The following is a 20,750-nucleotide window of genomic DNA, read 5'->3' on the forward strand; positions in this document are numbered from 1 at the left end:
GCACCCGATAGGTGTAGCGATTGTGGCACAGCGCCGGGATAGGGTTCCCGCGATGGCACACCTACTCGGCGCCGAGGCCCTGCACCTGGAATACCCGACCCACGTGGTCTTCGAATCGGTGTCCCTCGGCGTCGACGACGGGGACCGGATCGGCCTGGTGGGGCGCAACGGCGACGGCAAATCGTCGCTGCTGGGGATGCTCACCGGCGCGATCTCCCCGGACAGCGGCCGGGTCACCCGACGCTCCGGGCTGCGGGTCGGCGCGCTGGCCCAGGCCGATGTGCTCGACGATGACGCGACCGTCGCCGCGGCGCTGGTCGGCGATCGCGCCGAACACGAGTGGGCCGGCGACGCCCGGGTGCGCGACGTGGTCGCCGGGCTGGTCGCCGACATCGGCTGGCACGCCCGGATCGGCACGCTCTCCGGTGGGCAGCGCCGCCGGGTGCAGCTGGCCGCGCTGCTCATCGACGACTGGGACGTGCTGGCGCTGGATGAGCCGACCAACCACCTCGACGTCGAGGGCATCACCTGGCTGGCCGCGCACCTGAAGAACCGCTGGGCGCGCAACACCGGCGGGTTGCTGCTGGTCACCCACGACCGCTGGTTCCTCGACGAGATCGCCACCAGCACCTGGGAGGTGCACGACGGCGTCGTCGAACCGTTCGAGGGCGGCTACGCCGCCTACGTGCTGCAGCGGGTGGAGCGCGACCGGATGGCCGCCGCCAGCGAGGCCAAGCGGCAGAACCTGATGCGCAAGGAACTGGCTTGGCTGCGCCGCGGTGCGCCGGCGCGCACCTCCAAACCGAAGTTCCGGATCGACGCGGCCAACGCGCTGATCGCCGACGTGCCGCCGATCCGCAACGGCGTCGAGCTGGCCAAGCTGGCCACCGCCCGGCTCGGCAAGGACGTCGTCGACCTGCTGGACGTGTCGGTCCAGTATCCCGGGCCTGAAGGCCCCCGCGTTGTGCTGCGCGATATCGAATGGCGCATCGCCCCCGGCGAGCGGACCGGCATCCTGGGCGCCAACGGGGCCGGGAAGTCCACCCTGCTGGGGCTGATCGCCGGCACGGTCAGCCCGTCGTCGGGCCGGGTGAAACGCGGCAAGACCGTGCAGCTCGGCGTCCTGGACCAGCAGGCCGGGATTCTGGCCGAGGTCGAGGACGACATGGTCCGCGAGGTCCTCGGCCGGCTGCGCGCGGACTATTCCGTCGGTGGCAAGGACCTCACCCCCACGCAACTGCTGGAACGCCTCGGCTTCGATCGGGCGAAGCTGTCCACCCGGGTGCGCGAGCTCTCCGGCGGGCAGCGCCGCCGGCTGCAGCTCATGCTGACGCTGCTCGCCGAGCCGAACGTGCTGATCCTCGACGAGCCGACCAACGATGTCGACACCGACATGCTGACCGCCACCGAGGACCTGCTGGACTCCTGGCCGGGCACCCTGATCGTCGTCTCGCACGACCGCTACCTGCTGGAACGGGTCACCGACCAGCAGTACGCGGTGCTCGACGGGCATCTGCGGCACCTGCCCGGCGGGGTCGAGGAGTACCTGGCGCTGGCTGCGGCGCGCGGACCGTCGACCGGCCCGGTCACCGCGCCGGCAGCCGCCGCCGCTCCCGCCGCCTCGGCGGGGCTGTCGGGGGCGGCGTTGCGGGCGGTGGAGAAGGAGATCGCGGCCATCGACCGCGCCCTGGTCAAGCTGGCCGACCGGATCGCCGCCAAGCACGTCGAGTTGGCCGAGCACGACCAGTCCGATCACGTCGGGCTGGGCCGGCTGACCGCCGAGCTGCGCGCGCTCGAGGATGAGGTCGCCGACGCCGAGACCCGCTGGCTGGAGCTGTCCGAGCAGCTCGGCTAGCTGTAGTTCGCCGGGTTCCCCTACACGCTGGTCGGGCCCGCCAGCAGCGCGTACCCGGGAGTTCACCGACGGCACCGTCGTCACCCAGCGGGCCCTGGCGGTGGCGAACAACGCCGTCGTCGACATCTGGGTCGGCGGCCTGCAGGAAAGCAGCGTCAACGTCGCCGCGCAGGTGGCCCGTCAGATCGTCGCCAAGATCCCGGTGGGGTGACCGGGGTGGGTGTCACGCCGACGGCGCGAGGTATTCGCACTCCAGATCTGTGACACACGCGATGTGAGCGAAGTCGCGGTCCGCTGACAGCACGGTCGCGTCGTTCACGATGGCGTACCCGGCGATGAGAATGTCCAGTGATCCGGCGGCGCGGACCAAGCCCGCGTTCCACAACGCACTCTGAATCCCGAGGACGAGCGACTCGCCGGGCGCCCGCTCGAGCGGGAATCCCAGTGAGATCTGCTCGCGAAAGTTCGCGTGTTCCTCCGGTGTGCGAGCGCTGCGACAGAACTCCAAGATCTGCGGTGGGCACGTGACGAACAGATCGGCGGGCGCTCTCTCGATCCGCCGCAACCGGGCGGTGACACCCGGGTCACCCGAGGCAAGCCTCGCCCAGACCGAGTTGTCGACGAGGTAATCCGTCACGCGTCGACTGGCTCATCCGGCGCGACCACCGGCGCTCCGAGTCCGCTTTCGAGCCCTGTCAAACCCGCGATACCGTCGACCATCGCCGTCTTTTGCTTCGACGCGATGAGCCGGCGGAGGGCAAGGTCGAGCACCGCTCGGTTGGACTTCTCGCCAGTGAGCTCCCTGGCCCGTTCGATCAAACCGGGATCCAGGTCGACACTCGTGAGCGGCAACCCTAGGGTCGCCACGGTGGGACGCACCGCGGCAATGTTTACGGCAATGCCCGAGCGCGTTTCGATGCGGGTGGTGCCGCCGTATCGACGCGCGCCGACTGTGATCGGCCTCTCACAGCGCGGCATACTGAGTCGATGTCTGAGCGCAACGTGCTGGGCGGCCCGCTGCAGCCCTGCGGCACCGACCCGATGACCGGCTTCTACCGCGACGGATGCTGTTCCAGCGGCACCGAAGACATCGGCCTGCACACCATCTGCGCGATGGTGACAGCCGAGTTCCTGGAACACCAACGTGGCATCGGCAACGATCTGTCCACCCCGATGCCGGCTTACCGATTCCCCGGCCTCGTCCCCGGCGACCGCTGGTGCGTCACTGCCCGCAATTGGTTGCGCGCCCACTCAGACGGCGCAGCGGCCCCGGTGGTCCTCGCGTGCACGCACGAACGCACGCTCGAGGTGGTCGAATTGGAGGTGCTGCGCCGGTACGCCGTGGACGTACCCGACGACATCGCCGACCTCTGAAGGCAATGCCGCGCAGTTAAGCGTGTCGCTGATGTTCGTCAAAATGTGCGCGAAAAACTGGGGGTAAGTGGCAATGCGTCAGTGGCCACCCCGATTTCGCGCACGTTTTGACGACAGACGTTCAGCGGTAGGCGGACAGGTCGATTCCCACATAGGCGATCCAGCCGAGCAGGACGATCCAGTTCAGGCCGATCGCACGGTTGGCCCTCGCCAGATTGCCGACACCGCTGGCCCTCATCTCCGCCGGTTACCGCTCCAGGCGGATGCGGAGTTCGCGGACCGTGTTCTCGACGACGGCTAGTTGCTCGGCGACCCGCTCGGGAGCGGTGCCGCCGCGGGCGTCGCGCGAGCGCACCGAACCCTCGACGGTCAGCACCTCGCGGACTTCCGGCGTGAGCGACGCGTCGATGCCCGCCAGCTCCTCGTCGGTGAGTTCCTCGAGCCCGACGCCGCGAGCCTCGGCCACCCGCACCGCCGCCCCGGCGGCCTCGTGCGCCACCCGGAACGGAACTCCTTGGCGGACCATCCATTCGGCGATGTCGGTGGCCAGTGTGAAGCCGGCCGGGGCGAGTGCGGCCATCCGATCCTCGTCGAAGGTCAGGGTGGCCACCAGTCCCGCCATCGCCGGCAACAGCATCTCCAACTGCGCCACCGAATCGAAGACCGGCTCCTTGTCCTCCTGCAGATCCCGGTTGTAGGCCAGCGGCTGCGCCTTGAGCGTGGCCAGCAGGCCGGTGGCGTTGCCGATCAACCGGCCGGCCTTGCCGCGGGCCAGCTCGGCGATGTCCGGGTTCTTCTTCTGCGGCATGATCGAGCTGCCGGTGGACCAGGCGTCGTGCAGCTTGACGTAGCCGAATTCCGTTGTGCTCCAGATGATGATGTCTTCGGCCAGCCTGGACAGGTCGACGCCGATCTGGGCGAAGACATAGGCCGCCTCGGCGGCGAAATCCCGCGCCGCGGTGGCGTCGATGGAATTGTCCGCCGCAGCGGTGAATCCGAGCTCATCGGCGATGGCGTCCGGGTTCAGGCCCAGCGAGGAGCCGGCCAGCGCGCCGGACCCGTACGGGGACACCGCGGTTCGCTTGTCGAAGTCGGCGATGCGGTCCACGTCGCGCAGCAGCGGGTGCGCGTGCGCCAGCAGCTGATGGGCCAGCAGCACCGGCTGCGCGGACTGCAGATGGGTCTTGCCCGGCATGATCGCCTCCGGGTGCGCGGCGGCTTGAGCGGCCAGCGCGCCGACGACCTCCAGCGCGCCGTCGGCGACCCGGCGCACCGCGTCCCGCAGCCACATCCGAAACAGCGTGGCCACCTGATCATTTCGAGATCGCCCGGCGCGCAGCCGGCCGCCGAGTTCGGGGCCGACCCGGTCGATCAGCCCGCGCTCCAGCGCGCCGTGCACGTCCTCGTCGGCGGGCGACGGCTCGAAGCTCCCGTCGGCGACGTCCTCACCGAGACTGTCCAGGCCGGCGAGCAGGCCGTCGCGCTGATCGTCGGTCAGCAGCCCGGCGTCGTGCAGCACCTTCGCGTGCGCCTTGGACGCGGCGACGTCATAGGGCGCCAGCACCCAGTCGAAATGGGTGGATTTGCTGAGCGCCGCCAGCGCGTCGGACGGCCCGTCGCTGAACCGTCCGCCCCACAGCGCGCCCTCGTTGGTGCCGCCGCTCACAGCTGTCCCAGGTCCCGCTGCGCGGAGATCTTGGAGCTCAGCCCGTGCACGTGCACGAAGCCCTTCGCCGACGACTGGTCGAAGCTGTCGCCCTCGTCGTAGGTGGCCAGGTTGAAGTCGTACAGCGATTCGGGGCTGCGCCGGCCGTTGACAGCGATGTGCCCGCCGTGCAGGACGAGGCGGATGTCGCCGGTCACGTGCTCCTGGGTGTGACCGACGAAGGTCTCCAGCGCCCGCTTGAGCGGCGAGTACCACAGGCCGTCGTACACCAGCTCGGCCCACTTCTGGTCGGTGTGCCGCTTGAACCGGCCCAGTTCGCGTTCCAGGGTGACGTGCTCCAACTCCGAGTGCGCGGTGATCAGCACCATGGCGCCGGGCGCCTCGTAGATCTCCCGGCTCTTGATTCCGACCAGGCGGTCCTCGACCACGTCGAGCCGGCCCACGCCCTGCTCGCCGGCGCGCTTGTTCAACTCAACGATGGCCTCCAGCACGCTGACCTTGCGGCCGTCGATGGCCACCGGGACGCCCCGCTCGAAGCTGATGATCACCTCGTCGGGGGTGTTCCAGTTCAGCGTCGGGTCCTGGGTGTAGTCGTAGACGTCCTTGGTGGGGGCGTTCCACAGGTGCTCCAGGAACCCGGTCTCCACCGCGCGGCCCCACACGTTCTGGTCGATGGAGAACGGCGAACGCTTGGTGACGTTGATCGGGATGTCGTTCTCCTCGGCGAAGGCGATGGCCTTCTCCCGGGTCCAGGCGTAGTCGCGGACCGGGGCGAGGACCTCCAGGTCCGGGGCCAGCGAGGCGAAACCGACCTCGAAGCGAACCTGGTCGTTGCCCTTGCCGGTGCAGCCGTGCGCGACGATCCCGCCGGCGTGCTCGCGGGCGGCGGCGACCAGATGCTTGACGATCAGCGGCCGGCTGATCGCCGAAACCAGCGGGTAGCGATCCATGTAGAGGCCGTTGGACTGGATGGTCGGCAGGCAGTACTGCTCGGCGAACTCATCGCGGGCGTCGACGACGACGGCTTCCACGGCGCCGCAGTCGATGGCGCGCTGACGCACCACCTCCATGTCCTCCCCGCCCTGACCGAGGTCGATCGCGACGGCGACTACCTCGCGGCCGGTCTCCTTGCCGATCCAGCTGATGGCCACCGAGGTGTCCAGACCGCCGGAGTACGCGAGGATGACGCGCTCGGACATGATTTCTCCTTCTCGTTTCCGCACCCGGACTGCGGGTTTGGGGGTTGTTCCAGGTATTTGGGGTTATTCGAGGTCTTCGAGCGTGGCGGCGAGTTCGGCGCCGGTCATGGGTTCGCGGGCCACCACCAGCACGGTGTCGTCTCCGGCGACGGTGCCGACAATGTAGGGCAACGCGGCGCGGTCCATGGCACTGGCCAGGTAGTGCGCGGCGCCGGGCGGGGTGCGCAGCACCGCGAGGTTGCCGCTGGCGTCGGTGGACACCAGCAGTTCGCCGAGGAGGCGCACCAGCCGTTCGGTGCCACCGGACACCCCGCGGACCGGGCTGCCGTCCTCGGGCACCACGTAGGCGCCGACGCCGCCGTCGGCGCCGCGCAGCTTCACCGCGCCGAGTTCCTCCAGGTCCCGGCTCAGGGTGGCCTGAGTGACCTCGATGCCCTCGGCGGCCAGCAGCGCGGCCAGCTCACTCTGGCTGTGCACCTGTTGAGCCGAGAGCAACGCGACGATGCGGGCCTGGCGGCCGGCGCGGGTGCCGGCCACCTCCGGCTTGTGGCTGGTTTTCGGGGCGCTCATCCGGATTTCTCCAGCAACCAGACCAGCAGCGCCTTCTGCGCGTGCAGCCGGTTCTCGGCCTCGTCGAACACCGCGCTCTGCGGTCCGTCGATCACCTCATCGGTGATCTCGTGCCCGCGGTGCGCCGGAAGGCAGTGCAGCACAACGGCTTCCGGGTCTGCGAGGCCGAGCAGTTTGGCGTTGAGCTGGAACGGGCGGAACGGGCGGACCCGGTCCAGGCCGTCGTTCTCCTGACCCATCGAGGTCCAGGTGTCGGTGACCAGCACGTCGACGCCGGTGGCCGCGGCCCGGGCATCGCTGAACAGCGTCACGCTCGCGCCGGTCTCGGCGGCGCGGGCCTGGGCGGCGGCGACGAACCGACGGTCCGGCTCGAACCCGGCGGGCGCGGCGATCCGGACGTGCAGCCCGGCGGTGACGCCGCCGAGCATCAGCGAGTGCGCCATGTTGTTGGCGCCGTCGCCGAGGTAGGTCAGCGTCAGGCCTTTGAGCTCGCCCTTGCGCTCGGCGAGGGTCTGCAGGTCCGCCAGCACCTGGCAGGGGTGGAAGTCGTCGGACAGCGCGTTGACGATCGGCACGGTCGCGCCGGTCGCCATCGCGGTCAGCCGTTCCTGGGCGAAGGTTCGCCACACGATGGCGTCGACGTAGCGCGACAGCACCACGCCGGTGTCCTCCAGGGTTTCCTCCCGGCCGAGTTGGGTGCTGCGGCCGTCGACGACGACGGCGTGCCCGCCGAGCTGGGCGATGCCCATCTCGAAGGAGAATCGGGTGCGGGTGGAGTTCTTCTCGAAGATCACCGCGACACCGCGCGGGCCCTCCAGCGGCCGGCGGGAGAACGGCGCGGCCTTCAGTTCGGCGGCCAGGGCCAGCACCTCGGCCTGTTCGGCCGGGGTCAGGTCGTCGTCGCGCAGGAAATGGCGGATCATTCGGTCTCCTGGGCGGCGTCGAGGATGGCGGGCAGGTCGGCCAGGAACTGCTTCACCTGCTCGGGGGTGATGATCAGTGGCGGGGCCAGCCGGATGACGTCGGGGGCGGCGGCGTTGACCAGGTAGCCGGCGTCGCGCGCGGCGGCCTCCACCGTCTTGGCGACCGGCGCGGTGAGCACCACGCCGAGCAGCAGGCCCCGACCGCGGACGTGGTCGACCAGCGGGTGAGACAGCGCGGTGATCCCGTCGCGCAGCTGGGCGCCGCGCGCGGTGGCCGCGTCCAGCAGGCGCTCGTCGTCGAGGGTCGCCAGCACCGCGAGGCCGGCGGACGCGCAGACCGGGTTGCCGCCGAACGTGCTGCCGTGCAGGCCCGGGGTGAGCAGGGTGGCCGCCGGTCCGAGCGCGACACACGCGCCGATCGGCAGGCCGCCACCGAGGCCCTTAGCCAGAGTGATGACGTCCGGGGTGACCCCGTCATGCTGGTGGGCGTAGAACGCGCCGGTGCGTCCGACGCCGGTCTGCACCTCGTCGAGGATCAGCAGCGCGCCGCGTTCGGAGGTGACCTTCCGTGCGGCGGCCAGGTAGCCGGGTGGCGGCGTGCGGACTCCGCCCTCTCCCATGATCGGCTCCAGGAACACCGCCGCGGTGTCGTCGGTGACCGCGGCGGCCAGCGCGTCGACGTCGCCGTAGGGGACGTGGGTGACGCCGCCGGGCAGCGGTTCGAACGGCGCGCTCTTGGCCGGCTGGCCGGTCAGGGCCAGCGCGCCCATGGTCCGGCCGTGAAACGATCCCTCGGCGGCGATGACCCCGGTGCGGCCGGTGAGCCTAGCGATCTTGAACGCGATCTCATTGGCCTCGGCGCCGGAGTTGCAGAAGAACACCCGCGCCTCGGGGGCGTCGTCGCCGAGTCGGGCCACCAGCTGCTCGGCCAGCGTCACGCCGGGTTCGGTGACGTACAGGTTCGAGGTGTGCCCGAGGACGCCCAGTTGCGCGGTGACCGCGGCGGCGACCGCGGGATGCCGGTGCCCGAGCAGGTTCACCGCGATGCCGCCGAGCAGGTCGAGGTAGGTCTTGCCGTCGGCGTCGGTGAGCACCGCGCCGTCGCCGGCGACCAGGGCCAGCGGCGGGGTGCCGTAGTTGTCCATCATCACCGCGGACCAGCGGCTCTGCAGCTCAGTGTTGCTGCTCATGAATATCCTTCCGGCAGAACGACTTTGGTGCCGGTGCCTTCGTCGGTGAACAGTTCGACCAGAACGCAGTGCTCCACTCGGCCGTCGATGACGTGCGCGCTGAGCACGCCGCCGTCGACGGCGCGCAGGCAGGCCTCGATCTTGGGAACCATTCCGGCTTCCAGCCGAGGCAGCAGTTGCGCCAGTGCGGCGGTGTCGATTTCGGTGACCAGCGAGTCGCGGTTGGGCCAATCGGTGTAGAGACCCTCGATGTCGGTGAGCATCAACAGCTTCTCCGCGCCGAGGGCCTGGGCGACCGCGGCTGCGGCGGTGTCGGCGTTGATATTGTGCACCACCCCGTCGGCGTCCGGGGCGATGGTGGAGATCACCGGAATGCGGCCCGCCGCAATGAGATCCAACACCGCCGCCGGCTCGACGTGCTCTATGTCGCCGACCAGGCCGATATCGGTGGCGACGCCGTCGACATTGACGCTGCGGCGCACCGCGGTGAGCAGGTGCGCGTCCTCGCCGGTGATGCCGACCGCGTACGGGCCGTGCGCGTTGATCAGGTTGACCAGTTCCCGGCCGACCTGACCGAACAGCACCATCCGTGCGACATCGAGCACCTCGGGGGTGGTGACCCGGAAGCCGCCCTTGAAATCGCCTTCGATGCCAAGACGTTTGAGCATGGCGTTGATCTGCGGACCGCCACCGTGCACCACCACCGGGTGGATGCCGCAGTTGCGCAGGAACACCATGTCGGCGGCGAACGCGGCCTTCAGGGTGTCGTCGGTCATGGCGTTGCCGCCGTACTTGATGACGACGATCTTGTCGTGCAGCTGTTTGAGCCAGGGCAGCGCGGTGGCCAGCACCCTGGCCTTGGCCGGGGTGGAGAGCTCCGGGGTCATGAGGAGACCCTCGACGACGCTGCCGCAGCGAAGCGAGGAGGAGTCGGGATCATGAGGAGTAGGCCGAGTTCTCTTCGATGTAGGCGTGCGACAGGTCGGTGGTCCGGATGAACGCCGAGGACTCCCCCAGCCCCAGGTCGACCAGCACCTCGACATCCGGGCCGGACAGGTCCACGTCGCGGGCGCCGGGCGCGCCGGCGCCGTCGACGCAGACCGGGGATCCGTTGAAGGACACCGAGATCCGGTTCGGGTCCAGCGGGAACGGGGACATCCCGACGGCGGCCAGCACCCGGCCCCAGTTCGGGTCGGAGCCGAACATCGCGGTCTTGACCAGGCTGTCGCGGCCGATCGCGCGGGCGGCGGCCAGCGCGTCGTCCTCGCTGCGCGCGCCGGCGACGACGATCGTCACCCGCTTGGTGACGCCTTCGGCGTCGGCCTGCATCTGCGCGCACAGGTCGTCGCAGACCGCGCCGACGGCGATGTCGAGGTCCTCCTGGCTGGGCCGGATGCCGCTGGCGCCCGAGGACAGCAGCAGCACGGTGTCATTGGTCGAGGTGGCGCCGTCGACGTCGAGCCGGTCGAAGGTGCGCGCGGCGGCCCGGCGCAGCGCGGACTCCAGCATGCCTGCGTCGGCGACGGCGTCGGTGGTCAGCACCACCAGCATGGTGGCCAGCGACGGCGCCATCATGCCGGCGCCCTTGGCCATCCCGCCGACGATCCAGTTGGCGTCGGGTGAAACTTCGTGGTGCAGCGCGACCTGTTTCGGCACGGTGTCTGTGGTCATGATGGCGCGTGCGGCGTCGTCGCCGCCGACCAGCCCGCCGGCCATCTCGTGCACGATCTCGGTGACCCCGGCCAGCACCTTGGCAAGAGGGAGCCGGTCGCCGATCAGGCCGGTGGAGCACACCGCGACCTCGATGGCGCCGGTCTCGGTGCCCCACTGCGACAGCGCCGCGGCAACGGCCTCGGCGGTGGCGTGGGCGTCCTGGAATCCGCCCGGCCCGGTGCAGGCGTTGGCGCCGCCGGAGTTCAGGATGACGGCTTTGAGCCGTTGGTTGTTGAGCACCTGCCGGCTCCACAGCACCGGCGCGGCCTTGACCTGATTGCGGGTGAACACCCCGGCCGCGCCGTAATCCGGGCCCTCGTTGAACACCAGGGCCAGATCCGGTTTGCCGGAGGCCTTGATGCCCGCGGCGATGCCGGCGGCCCGGAAGCCCTCCGGGGCGGTGACGCCCTGGGTGCGCAGCAGCCACTGCTGGGGGTGCGCGGTGGCGGTGCGGGTCATGGCGCGACTCCTACGGTCGAGAGGCCTTCGGTTTCGGGCCAGTCCAGTGCGATGTTCATCGATTGCACGGCCGCGCCGGCGGTGCCCTTGACCAGATTGTCGATGGCGCAGACGGCGACGAAGGTCTGCGCGTCGGTGTCGACGGCGACGGCGAGCTGGGCGGCGTTGCAGCCGATCACCGAACCGGTGCGCGGCAACTGGCCTTCGGGCAGCAGGTGAACGAACGGCTCGTCGGCGTAGGCCTTCTCGTACGCCGCCCGCAGCTCAAGCGACGTCGCGGTGGTCCGTGCGGTGCAGGTGGCCAGGATGCCGCGCGCGGTGGGGATCAGCACCGGGGTGAACGACACACTGACCGGACCGTCGGCCACCGCGGATAGGCCCTGGGAGATTTCCGGGGTGTGCCGATGCTCGCCGCCGATGTTGTAGGCGCGCGCCGAGCCGATGACTTCGGCGGCCAGCAGGTCGACCTTGGCGGCCCGGCCGGCGCCGGAGGTCCCGCTGACCGCGACGACGGTGACCGCCGGGTCGACCAAACCGGCGGCGACGGCCGGCCACAGCGCCAGCAGCGCCGAGGTCGGGTAGCAGCCGGGCACCGCTACCCGCTTGGTCCCGCGCAGCACGTCCCGGCCACCGGGCAGTTCGGGCAGCCCGTAGGGCCAGGTCCCGGCGTGCTCGGAGCCGTAGAACCGCTGCCAGACGTTTGCGTCGGTGAGCCGGAAATCGGCCCCGCAATCGATGACCAGCACGTCAGGTCCGAGTTGCTCGGCGATGGCGCCGGAATGCCCGTGCGGCAGGCCGAGGAACACCACGTCGTGGCCGGCCAGGGTTTCGGCGTCGGTGGCCTCCAACGCCCGCTCGGCCAGTGGCAACAGGTGCGGGTGGTGCTCACCGAGGGTGCTGCCGGCGCTGGAGGCGGCGGTCAGCGCCCCGATCCGCAGTCGGCCGTCGGCGTAGGCCGGGTGGCCCAGCAGCAGTCGCAGGATTTCCCCGCCCGCGTATCCACTGGCACCGGCCAGCGCGACGTTCACCATGTCAGAGATTCTGCATTGTTATGCAGTCCTATGCAAATGAATAACTCAGCGGCGCTGTTCGGCCCCGAGGGCTGCTGCCGCCGCGGCGACAGCGGCGTCGCGGGCCGCGCTGGCCTCGTCCTCGGTCAGGGTGCGGTCGGGGGCCCGGAACCGCAGCGCCAGGGTCAGCGACTTACGGCCCTGCCCGATCTGCGGGCCGGTGTAGACATCGAACAGGTCGACGGTCTCCAACAGCTCACCGGCGCCGCCGCGGACCGCGTCGATCACCTCGGCGGCGGACACCGCGTCGTCGACGATCAGGCTGACGTCCTGGAACACCGCCGGGAACGGCGACACTCGCGGGGCGGGCAGCACGGTGGTCAGCGGGATGGCGTCCAGGTCGACCTCCAGCGCGCAGGTCCGCTTCGGCAGCCCGGCCCGCTCCACCACAGCCGGGTGCAGCTCGCCGGCGAACCCGACGCTCACCGGGCCCTGATCGGAGTCGACCAGCACCTCGGCGCAGCGCCCCGGATGCCACGGCAGCCGGTCGGCCGCGCGCAGGGCGACCTCGACACCGGCGGCGCGGGCGATGGCCCGGACCGCCTCGAACGCGTCGGCGGCCTCGGCGCGCCGGCCCGGACCCCACGGGCCGCGGGGTTCGCGCAGCCCGGCCAGCACCGCGCCGACGTGCACGGGCTGGTTCGGCAGCGAGGCGTCCAGGTGGGCGATCTCGGCGTCGGTGGGACGCCGGTCGGTCGGGATGAGCTCCACCGCGGCGGTGCTGTCGGTGGGCCGGACGACCTGCGCGATGCCGAACAGCGCGACGTCGGGCGCGCCGCGGGACACATTGCGGCCCAGGGCTTCCAGCAGCGCCGGCAGCAGCGTGCTGGCCAGCTCCGGGCGGTCGGCCTCCAGCGGGTTGAGCACCCGGGTGGTGCGCCGCAGCGGATCGTCGTCGGCCAGACCCCAGGTGTCGAACACCCCGGCCGGCAGGAACGGGGTGGGCAGCACCTCGACGAAGCCGGTCAGCGCGAGGGTCTTGCCGACCGCGCGGCGGCGACGCTGCCCGGCCGTCAGGCCCCGGCCGGCCGGCGCGGTGGGCAGCACAGAGTCGATCTTGTCCAGGCCCTCCAGCCGCAGCACCTCCTCGACCAGGTCGGCGGGCTGCACGAGATCCGGGCGCCAGCTCGGCGGGGTGACCAGCAGATCGTCGCCGTCGTCGGTCACCGAGGCGCCGATCTGGGTCAGCCGGCGCGCGGCGGCGCCGGCGGGATAGCGGATCCCCGCGGTCCGCTCGGGCAGGTCGGCGGGCATCCGCACCAGCGCCGGGGACCAGTCGTCGCCCGGCTCTCCGTGCCAGTCGGTCAGTGTCGGCTCGCAGGCGCCACCGGCGATATCGGCCAGCAGCGCCGCGGCGCGGTTCAGCGCGGCGACCGAGATGGCGGGGTCGACGGCGCGCTCGTAGCGGCGGCTGGCCTCGCTGACCAGCCGCAGCCGGCGCTGGGTGCGCGAGGTCGCCGCCGGATCCCACACCGCCGCCTCCAGCAGCACATCGACGGAGGTGGCGGGGTCGATCTCGGTGGAGCCCGCGCCCATCACGCCGCCGATCGCGGCCGCGCCGGCGTCGTCGACGATCAGCACGTCCCCGGCGTCCAGGGTTCGTTCCACGTCGTCGAGGGTTCTGACCTGCTCCCCCGGCTCGGCGAACCGCACCGCGAAGCCGCCGCGGATCTTGTCGCGGTCGTGGGCGTGCAGCGGGTGGCCAAGTTCGAGCATCACGTAGTTGGTGACGTCGACGGCCGGGGAGATCGGGCGGATCCCGGACAGCAGCAGCCGGCGCTGCATCCACCACGGGCTGGCGGCGGTCGGGTCGATGCCGGTGACCGGGCGCAGCGCGAAGCGGCGCACCCCGGTGGCCGGATCAACGGTCAGCGGCCAGGCCTCGCCGTCGGCCGGCAGTTCCGGGACGGCGGCGGGGTCGGCGAAATCCAGGTCGTAGGCGCAGGCGATCTCGCGGGCGATGCCGCGCACCGACAGGCCGTAGCCGCGGTCCGGGGTGATGGCCAGGTCGAACACCACGTCGTCGAGGCCCAGCACATCCAGAGCATCCGCACCTGGCACAGCCGTTCCGGCGGGTAGCACCATGATCCCGGAGTGGTCGGTCCCCAGGCCCAGTTCGGCGGCCGAGCAGATCATCCCGTCGGAGATCCGGCCGTAGGTCTTGCGGGTGGCGATCTCGAACGGCCCGGGCAGCACGGTGCCGGGCAGCGCCACCACCACCAGGTCGCCGACCGCGAAATTGCGCGCGCCGCACACGATGTCGCGCGGTTCGGGCTCGCCGACGTCGACCTTGCAGGCCCGGATCGGCTTCTTGAACTCGGTGAGCTCCTCGATCTGGGCGACCCGGCCGATGGTCAGCGGACCGGTGACCGGACCGAGGGTGATCACGTCCTCGACCTCGTGGCCGACCCGGATCAGCGCGGCCTCCAGGTCCGCGGGGCCGGGATCCCAGCCCGGCGCGGCGACGTTGACGGCCTCGCGCAGCCAGCTGTAAGGAAGTCGCATCAGACACCCACCCCGAACGGCAGCGAGAAACGGATGTCGCCCTCGACCATGTCGCGCATGTCGGGGATGCCATTGCGGAACTGCAGGGTTCGCTCCAATCCCATGCCGAAGGCGAAGCCGGAGTATTCAGCCGGGTCGATGCCCGCGGCGATCAGCACGTTCGGGTTGACCATGCCGCAGCCGCCCCACTCCACCCAGCCGGGCCCGCCCTTCTTGCCCTCGAACCACACGTCGAACTCCGCCGACGGTTCGGTGAACGGGAAGAAGTGCGGCCGGATGCGGGTGCGGGCGCTGGGCCCGAACTCCGAGCGCGCGAACGCGTCCAGGGTGCCCTTGAGGTGCGCCATGGTCAGGCCGCGGTCCACCGCCAGGCCCTCCACCTGGTGGAACACCGGGGTGTGGGTGGAGTCCAACTCGTCGGTGCGGAAGGTCCGTCCGATCGAAACGATGTACACCGGCAGTTCCCGGGACAGCAGAGTGCGGACCTGCACCGGCGAGGTGTGGGTGCGCAGCAGCTGCCGGGACCCCTCCGGCGCGATGTGGAAGGTGTCGGATTCGCTGCGCGCCGGGTGATCGGGCGGGAAGTTCAGCGCGTCGAAGTTGAACTGCTCGGTCTCCACCTCGGGGCCCTCGGCCAGCTCCCAGCCCATCGCCACGAAGCTGTCGGCGATGTGCTCGGCGAGGATGGTGATCGGGTGCCGCGCGCCCTGCGGGATCCGCGAGGACGCCACCGTGACGTCGATCCGCTCGGCGACCAGCACCGCGGCGTCCCGCTCGGCGCGCAGCTCGGCCAGCCGCGCGTCGAACGCCGCGGTGGCCGCGGTGCGGGCGGTGTTGACCCGCTTGCCGGCGTCGGCCCGGTCGGTCTTGGGCAGCGTGGCCAGCGCCTGGCGGGCCAGCGACAACGGGGCGCGGTCGCCGAGGTGCGCGGTCTTGGCCGCGGCCAGCGCGTCCAGGTCGGCGGCGGCGGCGAACGCGGCGCCGGCGTCATCGACCGCGGCGGTCAGCGCCGCTTCGGACAGGGCCTGGCCGGGGTCCTTATCGGATTCCTCACCCACGCGGGGCTCACTCCTTCGCTGATCGCAGCGCCACCGAGAGACAGGTGTGACGCAGGTGCCGATCTTAGGCGATGACTTGCGCCGCGCCGCCGCGGCGGTCCGGGTGGCCGGTGGTTTCAGTTTCGGGCGAAAGCGGCTTCGGCGTCACGCTCGACGTCGACGTACCTCTGGGCGCTGACGTCGACGGCGACCCCGTGGATGGTCCCGCCGGTGAACGTGCCCGGAGCCGGATAAAGCTCGGTGACCGAGTCCTCACTGTCACGGCCGACCCGCAATCCGCCACCGGAGAGTCCGAATCGGCCGATCTGGGACCTCATCGGCCCGGAGTCGACCCCTTTGCCGTCCACAAAAAGTGTTGTGACACCGATCGATTCGCCATGCTCACCGGACCCGTCCCGAAGGAACTCCATGCCGAGGCGCTGCCGTCCCAGCCGCAGCGGTGGTGAGACGAACACCTGCTCGGGTGCGATGCCCAGGAAGTTGTACACGTAGTGCAACTTGTTGTCCTGGATGAACAGGCTGTGCCCACCGAATCGCGTGCCGTGCGAGAAGATCACACCCTGGGACTCCCGGGTGACGTCGACGTCGGCGACGATCCGGTAGGACCGGCCGCGAATGCTGACCGCCACCGCCTCGGGGATCCCCGCGGCGTCCGGGTAGTACAAGTAGCGGTCGCGTTTCGGTTCGAACTGCGGGCGCTCCACGGAGAGCATCTCGACGGCCGAACGGTCGTCCAGCGGCAGCACAAAGTTGTCCTTGGCTTCCTGGTTCCAGATGTCGATGAGTTCCTTCAGCTTGTCCGGGTTCTCCTCGGCGAGGTCTTTGGACTCGGAACGGTCCTCGTCGACGTGGTACAGCGCCCAGCGGTCCTCGTCGAAACGCCCCTTTCCCCCGAGCGGGGCATGCAGGGCCGCGGCCTTCCAACCGTCGGCCCAAATCCCGCGGGTGCCCAGCATCGTGTAGTACTGCCGCTTCTTGGTGGTGGGGGCCTCGGCGTCGTCGAAGGTGTAGCGCATCGACACCCCGTTCACCGGGTACTGCTCGACGCCCCGGTACACTTCGGGCATCTGAAGCCCGATCGCGTCGAGCACGGTCGGCACGACATCGGTGACATGGTGGTATTGGTGTCGGATCTGGCCCTTGGCTTGGATGCCCTTGGGCCAGTGGATCACCAGCGGGTCGCAGGTGCCGCCGGAGAACTGCGCGTAGCGCTTGAACATCTGGAAAGGCGTGGAGAAGGCGGTCGCCCAGCCGGTCGGATAGTGGTTGTAGGTCTGTGGGGTGCCCAACTGGTCCAGCAGGGCCATGTTATCGGCAAGCGCGTCGGGATAGCCGTTGAAAAACTTGTTCTCGTTCACCGACCCGTTCGGCGTGCCCTCGCCGGAGGCGCCGTTGTCGGCGCAGTACAAGATCAGGGTGTTGTCCAGCTGCCCGGTCTGCTCGAGGTAGTCCACCACCCGGCCAACCTGAACGTCGGTGAACTCGGAGAAGCCGGCGTACACCTCGGCCATTCGGGAGAACAGCCTCTTTTCGTCGGCGTCGAGGGTCTGCCACGGACGGACCTCGTCGGTGCTCAGCGCGACGTCGGCCGGCATCGGGTTGATCGGGGTGAGCTGGGTGCCCTCGGGCATCACGCCCTTCTCGATCATCCTGGCCAACACCCACTCCCGGTAGGCCTCGTAGCCGTCGTCGAACTTGCCGCGGTACTTCTCGGCGTACTCGGTCGGAGTGTGGTGCGGGGCGTGGTTGGCGCCCGGACAGAACCACATGTACCAGGGCTTCGACGGATTGGTGGCCCGCTGGTCGCGCAGCATCCGCAAGGCCTGGTCGGCCAGGTCCTTGGACAGGTGGTAACCCTGTTCGGGGGTGGCCGGAGGTTCGATGATCCGGTTGTCCTCGACCAGATCCGGGTACCACTGGTTGGTTTCCCCGCCCAGGAAGCCGTAGAAGCGGTCGAATCCCTTCTGCAGCGGCCATTCCGAGCGGCTGGCGCCGGCGGCGATGTCCTCCTCGGGCACATTGTGGTTCTTGCCGATCCAGAACGTGCTGTAGCCGTTGTCCTGCAGCACCTGACCGATGGTGGCGCATTCCGCGGGCAGCCGCGCGGCGGAGCCCGGGAACCCGGTCGAGCCCTCGGTGATGGAGGCGAACCGATTCACGTGGTGGTTGCGGCCGGTCAGCATGCAGGACCGGGTGGGCGAACACAGCGCCGCGGTGTGCCATTGGGTGTAGGTCAGTCCGTTGTCGGCCAGCCGTTGCATGGTCGGCATCTCGATCCGGCCGCCGTAGGGCGACCAGGCCGCCAGCCCGGTGTCGTCATAGAGCACCACCAGCACGTTCGGAGCGCCGTCGGGGGCGTGCTTCAACTCGAACGGACCCCAGTCTGGGGTGGAGTCACGCACGTCGAGTTCGATCGTGCCGTCGAACCGGTCATTGGCGCCGGCGTCGCCATCGTCGACCAACCCGGGATCCGGGGCCTTGTCGCAGCCGGCGAGCAGCGGCAGAGCCGCGGCGCCGAGGCCGGCGGCCGCCATCCCGCCGAGCATGGCGCGCCGACTGACATTCGCAGGACGGCCGTGCGGAGTTCCCATCGCCTGATCGCTCATCCGCCGACTATCTGCTCGGCACACCCATCGCGCAGGCCTTCGGCGAAGGACGCGACCCGTGCGGCGCGCGCGGGCTCCGGGATCCGCCGCCGGTGTCACACGCGAATGCTGGGTCCGTCGTCGTCGGCGGACACCAGGCGGTACATCTCCAGCCCCTCGGGCACCCCGCTCAGCTTGGGGCCGAAGAACGGTTTGCGGACCCGCCGGGCCTGCACGCCGAGGGACTCCAGGTCCTCGGGTTCGATGCGGTCCAGCGTCTCGGCGGACACCATCAGGCCGCCCTTGGCCGCGCGTTCCATCACCCGGGCGGCGATGTTGACGTCGACGCCCAGCCAGTCGCCGCCGATCCGCTGCGGACGGCCGGTGTGCAGTCCGGCCCGCATCCGCGGGGTGTAGCCGTCGATCTCGACGCCGGCGAGCGCGTCCATCGCGTCCAGCGCCCCGGCCAGCGCGACCTCGGGACGATGGAACACCGCCATCAACCCGTCGCCCATGCGTTTGACGATGTGCCCGCCGCGGTCCAGCAGCGGCGGCTCGATGGCGGCCGCGACCTTCCGCAGCAGCCGCAGGGTCGCGTCGTCGCCAGCGCCAAGGGACCAGCTGGAGAACCCGACCAGGTCGGTGAACACGATGGTGACCTCGGGGTTCGACGGCTTGCGGGACACCCGCTCGTTGACCGCGTGCCACAACTGCAGCCCGGCCAGGCTGACCTCGCGGTAGGCCGAGTCACGGTCCCGGATCAGCCGGTCGTTGGCGCGGGCCGCGGCGCTCGGCGCGTCGTCGCCCGCCGTCGACAGCGGATCACCGAACTCGGGGTCGCCGGGCAGAATCCGGCGGGCCCGGCGCAGCATGGACACCAGCGACGGGTTGGTGTTGGTCTCACGGACCCAGGAGGCGGCGGTGCGCGCGGCGTGCGCGGCCCGGTGCTCGTGCAGTTCCACAGCGTCGCTCGCGTCATCGGTGTCGGAGCGCTCGGGATTCACCGACTCAGGTTATGCGCCGCCGGAAGACACCAGCAACGACCCCGGGATCCGGCGCGTCCGGCCCCGATCAGATAACCGCTGGTGGGCCGGGTCCTCGCGAATCGGTCCGGTGGCGCAATAGTGATCCACGCCGCATCGACGGCCTGGATCACCGGCGGCGCGCGGCCCGGGCGCTCTGATACAGGCAGATCGCGGCGGCCGCGGCGACGTTCAGGCTTTCGCTGTCACCGGGCATGGTGATGCGGACCCGGTGGTCGGCCAGCGCGGCCAACTCGGTGGACAAACCATGCGCTTCGGGGCCGAACACCCAGGCCGTCGGCGTGGACAGGTCGGCGTCGTCGAGGTCCTGCTCGCCGTCGAGGGTGGCGGCCAGCACCGTGGCGCCGGCGGCGCGCAGCGCGCCCAGCACGGCGGCGGGGTCGGGTTCGGTGATCACCGGCACCGCGAAGATGCTGCCGGCGGAGGCGCGCAGGCATTTGCCGTTGTACGGGTCGACGCTGTTGCCGGTCAGCACCACCGCGTCGGCGCCCATGGCGTGCGCGGTGCGGATCATGGTGCCGGCGTTACCGGGCTCGGACAGCCCGACGGCCACCAGCACCAGCCGCGGCGCCCGCAGGTCGGCGATGCTGAGCTCGGGCAGCGCGCACACCGCGAACACGCCGGCCGGGGTGACGGTCTCCGACAGCGCCTTGGCCGCGCGCGCGGTGACCAGGTGGGTCGGCACGCCGCCGGTCAGCAGGTCGGCGTGCCGCTCTGCGGCCTCCGCGGTGGCGAACACCTCGATGGCCAGACCGCGGGCCAGCGCGCCCTGCACCAGGTTCGGGCCCTCGGCGAGGAAGCGCCCGGCACGTTTTCGGCCCGGGTGGCGCAGCAGCTTGGCTGCCGCGGCCACCCGGGCCGAACGCTCGGTGAGCTCCTGGTGGGCAGTCAGCCTCAGGCAGCCTCTCCGGAGGGGGCGTTGACGTCGGCCGGCAGGGCGGCGCGAGCGACCTCGACCAGAGCGGTGAACGCGGCGGCGTCGCTGACGGCGATCTCGGCCAGGTTCTTGCGGTCCACCTCGACACCGGCGGCCTTGAGGCCCTGGATCAACCGGTTGTAGGTGATGTCGTTGGCGCGGGCCGCGGCGTTGATGCGGGAGATCCACAGCTTGCGGAACTCACCCTTGCGGGCCCGGCGGTCCCGGTAGGCGTAGGTCAGCGAGTGCAGCTGCTGTTCCTTGGCCTTGCGGTAGAGGCGCGACCGCTGTCCGCGGTAGCCCTTGGAGGCCTTGAGGACGCTGCGGCGCTTCTTCTGGGCGTTCACCGCCCGTTTCACGCGTGCCATTGTCTTTCCTTGTCTTCTTCGGGTCTTAGGGTCGTGGGGTTTTCAGATGACGACGGCGGTTAGCCGTTGAGCATCTTGTTGACCCGGGTGGTGTCGTTGGCGGCGACGGTGGTGCGGCCATCGAGACGACGGGTGCGCTTGGTGGCCTTGTGCTCGAGCAGGTGCCGGCGGTTGGCCTTCTGGCGCACGATCTTGCCGGTGCCGGTGCGGCGGAAACGCTTGGAGGCGCCGCTGTGGGTCTTGGCCTTGGGCATGG

The 20,750-nt window shown here is 70.5% G+C and carries 19 protein-coding genes; 2 read left to right on the forward strand and 17 right to left on the reverse strand.

Features of this window, described 5'->3' with window-relative positions:
• The first annotated feature begins 52 nt into the window (after positions 1-52).
• Positions 53-1,855: an ABC-F family ATP-binding cassette domain-containing protein gene (locus L2Z93_RS09765; protein ID WP_090585669.1), complete on the forward strand. Its 1,803-nt coding sequence runs from the start codon at positions 53-55 to the stop codon at positions 1,853-1,855.
• A gap of 223 nt (positions 1,856-2,078) precedes the next feature.
• On the opposite strand, the gene L2Z93_RS09770 is transcribed toward L2Z93_RS09765, so the two are convergent.
• Together L2Z93_RS09770 and L2Z93_RS09775 are read right to left on the reverse strand one after the other, a co-directional pair.
• Positions 2,079-2,492, reverse strand: coding sequence for a PIN domain-containing protein (locus L2Z93_RS09770; protein WP_090585671.1), 414 nt, complete (start codon positions 2,490-2,492; stop codon positions 2,079-2,081).
• Positions 2,489-2,833: a type II toxin-antitoxin system VapB family antitoxin gene (locus L2Z93_RS09775; RefSeq protein ID WP_234785998.1), complete on the reverse strand. Its 345-nt coding sequence runs from the start codon at positions 2,831-2,833 to the stop codon at positions 2,489-2,491. The genes L2Z93_RS09770 and L2Z93_RS09775 overlap by 4 nt, the downstream gene beginning before the upstream one ends.
• A 9-nt stretch (positions 2,834-2,842) precedes the next feature.
• Between L2Z93_RS09775 and L2Z93_RS09780 the strand changes: the two genes are divergently transcribed.
• Entirely contained in the window at positions 2,843-3,229 is a 387-nt protein-coding gene (locus L2Z93_RS09780; RefSeq protein WP_090585673.1) for a DUF2237 family protein, read from the forward strand.
• Positions 3,230-3,476: 247 nt separating this feature from the next.
• Here the strand turns inward: L2Z93_RS09780 and argH are convergent, their stop codons facing one another.
• From argH to rpmI, 15 genes are all read right to left on the reverse strand, one after another.
• Positions 3,477-4,895 carry an argininosuccinate lyase gene (gene argH / locus L2Z93_RS09785; RefSeq protein WP_090585675.1) on the reverse strand — a complete coding sequence of 473 codons (1,419 nt, stop codon included), beginning with the start codon at positions 4,893-4,895 and terminating at the stop codon, positions 3,477-3,479.
• Positions 4,892-6,094, reverse strand: a complete 1,203-nt coding sequence (locus L2Z93_RS09790; protein WP_090585678.1) for an argininosuccinate synthase — start codon at positions 6,092-6,094, stop codon at positions 4,892-4,894. The genes argH and L2Z93_RS09790 overlap by 4 nt, the downstream gene beginning before the upstream one ends.
• A 63-nt stretch (positions 6,095-6,157) precedes the next feature.
• Complete coding sequence (locus L2Z93_RS09795; protein WP_090585680.1) at positions 6,158-6,664, reverse strand: arginine repressor; 507 nt, start codon at positions 6,662-6,664, stop codon at positions 6,158-6,160.
• Positions 6,661-7,587: an ornithine carbamoyltransferase gene (gene argF, locus L2Z93_RS09800; RefSeq protein WP_090585683.1), complete on the reverse strand. Its 927-nt coding sequence runs from the start codon at positions 7,585-7,587 to the stop codon at positions 6,661-6,663. The genes L2Z93_RS09795 and argF overlap by 4 nt, the downstream gene beginning before the upstream one ends.
• Entirely contained in the window at positions 7,584-8,777 is a 1,194-nt protein-coding gene (locus tag L2Z93_RS09805) for an acetylornithine transaminase (RefSeq protein ID WP_090585686.1), read from the reverse strand. The genes argF and L2Z93_RS09805 overlap by 4 nt, the downstream gene beginning before the upstream one ends.
• Complete coding sequence (gene argB / locus L2Z93_RS09810) at positions 8,774-9,664, reverse strand: acetylglutamate kinase (protein ID WP_090585689.1); 891 nt, start codon at positions 9,662-9,664, stop codon at positions 8,774-8,776. The genes L2Z93_RS09805 and argB overlap by 4 nt, the downstream gene beginning before the upstream one ends.
• Positions 9,665-9,713: 49 nt before the next feature.
• On the reverse strand, positions 9,714-10,949 hold the full coding sequence (gene argJ, locus L2Z93_RS09815; protein WP_090585692.1) for a bifunctional glutamate N-acetyltransferase/amino-acid acetyltransferase ArgJ: 1,236 nt from the start codon (positions 10,947-10,949) through the stop codon (positions 9,714-9,716).
• Positions 10,946-11,980 (reverse strand): N-acetyl-gamma-glutamyl-phosphate reductase, encoded by a 1,035-nt coding sequence (gene argC / locus L2Z93_RS09820; protein WP_090585694.1) that lies wholly within the window; start codon positions 11,978-11,980, stop codon positions 10,946-10,948. The genes argJ and argC overlap by 4 nt, the downstream gene beginning before the upstream one ends.
• A gap of 45 nt (positions 11,981-12,025) precedes the next feature.
• On the reverse strand, positions 12,026-14,524 hold the full coding sequence (gene pheT, locus L2Z93_RS09825; RefSeq protein ID WP_090585696.1) for a phenylalanine--tRNA ligase subunit beta: 2,499 nt from the start codon (positions 14,522-14,524) through the stop codon (positions 12,026-12,028).
• Entirely contained in the window at positions 14,524-15,582 is a 1,059-nt protein-coding gene (gene pheS / locus L2Z93_RS09830; protein WP_090585698.1) for a phenylalanine--tRNA ligase subunit alpha, read from the reverse strand. Before pheS ends, pheT begins: the two co-directional genes overlap by 1 nt.
• A gap of 116 nt (positions 15,583-15,698) precedes the next feature.
• Complete coding sequence (locus tag L2Z93_RS09835; protein WP_234785999.1) at positions 15,699-18,188, reverse strand: arylsulfatase; 2,490 nt, start codon at positions 18,186-18,188, stop codon at positions 15,699-15,701.
• A gap of 95 nt (positions 18,189-18,283) precedes the next feature.
• Positions 18,284-19,171: an adenylate/guanylate cyclase domain-containing protein gene (locus L2Z93_RS09840; RefSeq protein WP_370745794.1), complete on the reverse strand. Its 888-nt coding sequence runs from the start codon at positions 19,169-19,171 to the stop codon at positions 18,284-18,286.
• A gap of 148 nt (positions 19,172-19,319) precedes the next feature.
• The gene (locus L2Z93_RS09845) at positions 19,320-20,102 is read right to left on the reverse strand and encodes a TrmH family RNA methyltransferase (protein ID WP_234786001.1); all 783 of its coding nucleotides are present in this window, start codon (positions 20,100-20,102) and stop codon (positions 19,320-19,322) included.
• A 2-nt stretch (positions 20,103-20,104) separates the two neighbouring features.
• Positions 20,105-20,494, reverse strand: a complete 390-nt coding sequence (rplT, locus tag L2Z93_RS09850; protein ID WP_090585706.1) for a 50S ribosomal protein L20 — start codon at positions 20,492-20,494, stop codon at positions 20,105-20,107.
• A gap of 59 nt (positions 20,495-20,553) precedes the next feature.
• Positions 20,554-20,748: a 50S ribosomal protein L35 gene (gene rpmI, locus L2Z93_RS09855; protein ID WP_090585708.1), complete on the reverse strand. Its 195-nt coding sequence runs from the start codon at positions 20,746-20,748 to the stop codon at positions 20,554-20,556.
• Positions 20,749-20,750 lie beyond the last annotated feature (2 nt).

Origin of the sequence: Mycolicibacterium brumae (assembly GCF_025215495.1) — a bacterium.
Taxonomy (GTDB): domain Bacteria; phylum Actinomycetota; class Actinomycetes; order Mycobacteriales; family Mycobacteriaceae; genus Mycobacterium; species Mycobacterium brumae.

Bases quoted from the DNA above. Each gene is read 5' to 3' on its own strand.
- L2Z93_RS09765 (WP_090585669.1), top strand. From the start codon at position 53: ATGGCACACCTACTCGGCGCCGAGGCCCTGCACCTGGAATACCCGACC.
- L2Z93_RS09775 (WP_234785998.1), bottom strand. From the start codon at position 2,833: ATGCCGCGCTGTGAGAGGCCGATCACAGTCGGCGCGCGTCGATACGGC.
- L2Z93_RS09780 (WP_090585673.1), top strand. From the start codon at position 2,843: ATGTCTGAGCGCAACGTGCTGGGCGGCCCGCTGCAGCCCTGCGGCACC.
- L2Z93_RS09790 (WP_090585678.1), bottom strand. From the start codon at position 6,094: ATGTCCGAGCGCGTCATCCTCGCGTACTCCGGCGGTCTGGACACCTCG.
- L2Z93_RS09795 (WP_090585680.1), bottom strand. From the start codon at position 6,664: ATGAGCGCCCCGAAAACCAGCCACAAGCCGGAGGTGGCCGGCACCCGC.
- argF (WP_090585683.1), bottom strand. From the start codon at position 7,587: ATGATCCGCCATTTCCTGCGCGACGACGACCTGACCCCGGCCGAACAG.
- L2Z93_RS09805 (WP_090585686.1), bottom strand. From the start codon at position 8,777: ATGAGCAGCAACACTGAGCTGCAGAGCCGCTGGTCCGCGGTGATGATG.
- argB (WP_090585689.1), bottom strand. From the start codon at position 9,664: ATGACCCCGGAGCTCTCCACCCCGGCCAAGGCCAGGGTGCTGGCCACC.
- argJ (WP_090585692.1), bottom strand. From the start codon at position 10,949: ATGACCCGCACCGCCACCGCGCACCCCCAGCAGTGGCTGCTGCGCACC.
- argC (WP_090585694.1), bottom strand. From the start codon at position 11,980: ATGGTGAACGTCGCGCTGGCCGGTGCCAGTGGATACGCGGGCGGGGAA.
- pheT (WP_090585696.1), bottom strand. From the start codon at position 14,524: ATGCGACTTCCTTACAGCTGGCTGCGCGAGGCCGTCAACGTCGCCGCG.
- L2Z93_RS09835 (WP_234785999.1), bottom strand. From the start codon at position 18,188: ATGAGCGATCAGGCGATGGGAACTCCGCACGGCCGTCCTGCGAATGTC.
- rplT (WP_090585706.1), bottom strand. From the start codon at position 20,494: ATGGCACGCGTGAAACGGGCGGTGAACGCCCAGAAGAAGCGCCGCAGC.
- rpmI (WP_090585708.1), bottom strand. From the start codon at position 20,748: ATGCCCAAGGCCAAGACCCACAGCGGCGCCTCCAAGCGTTTCCGCCGC.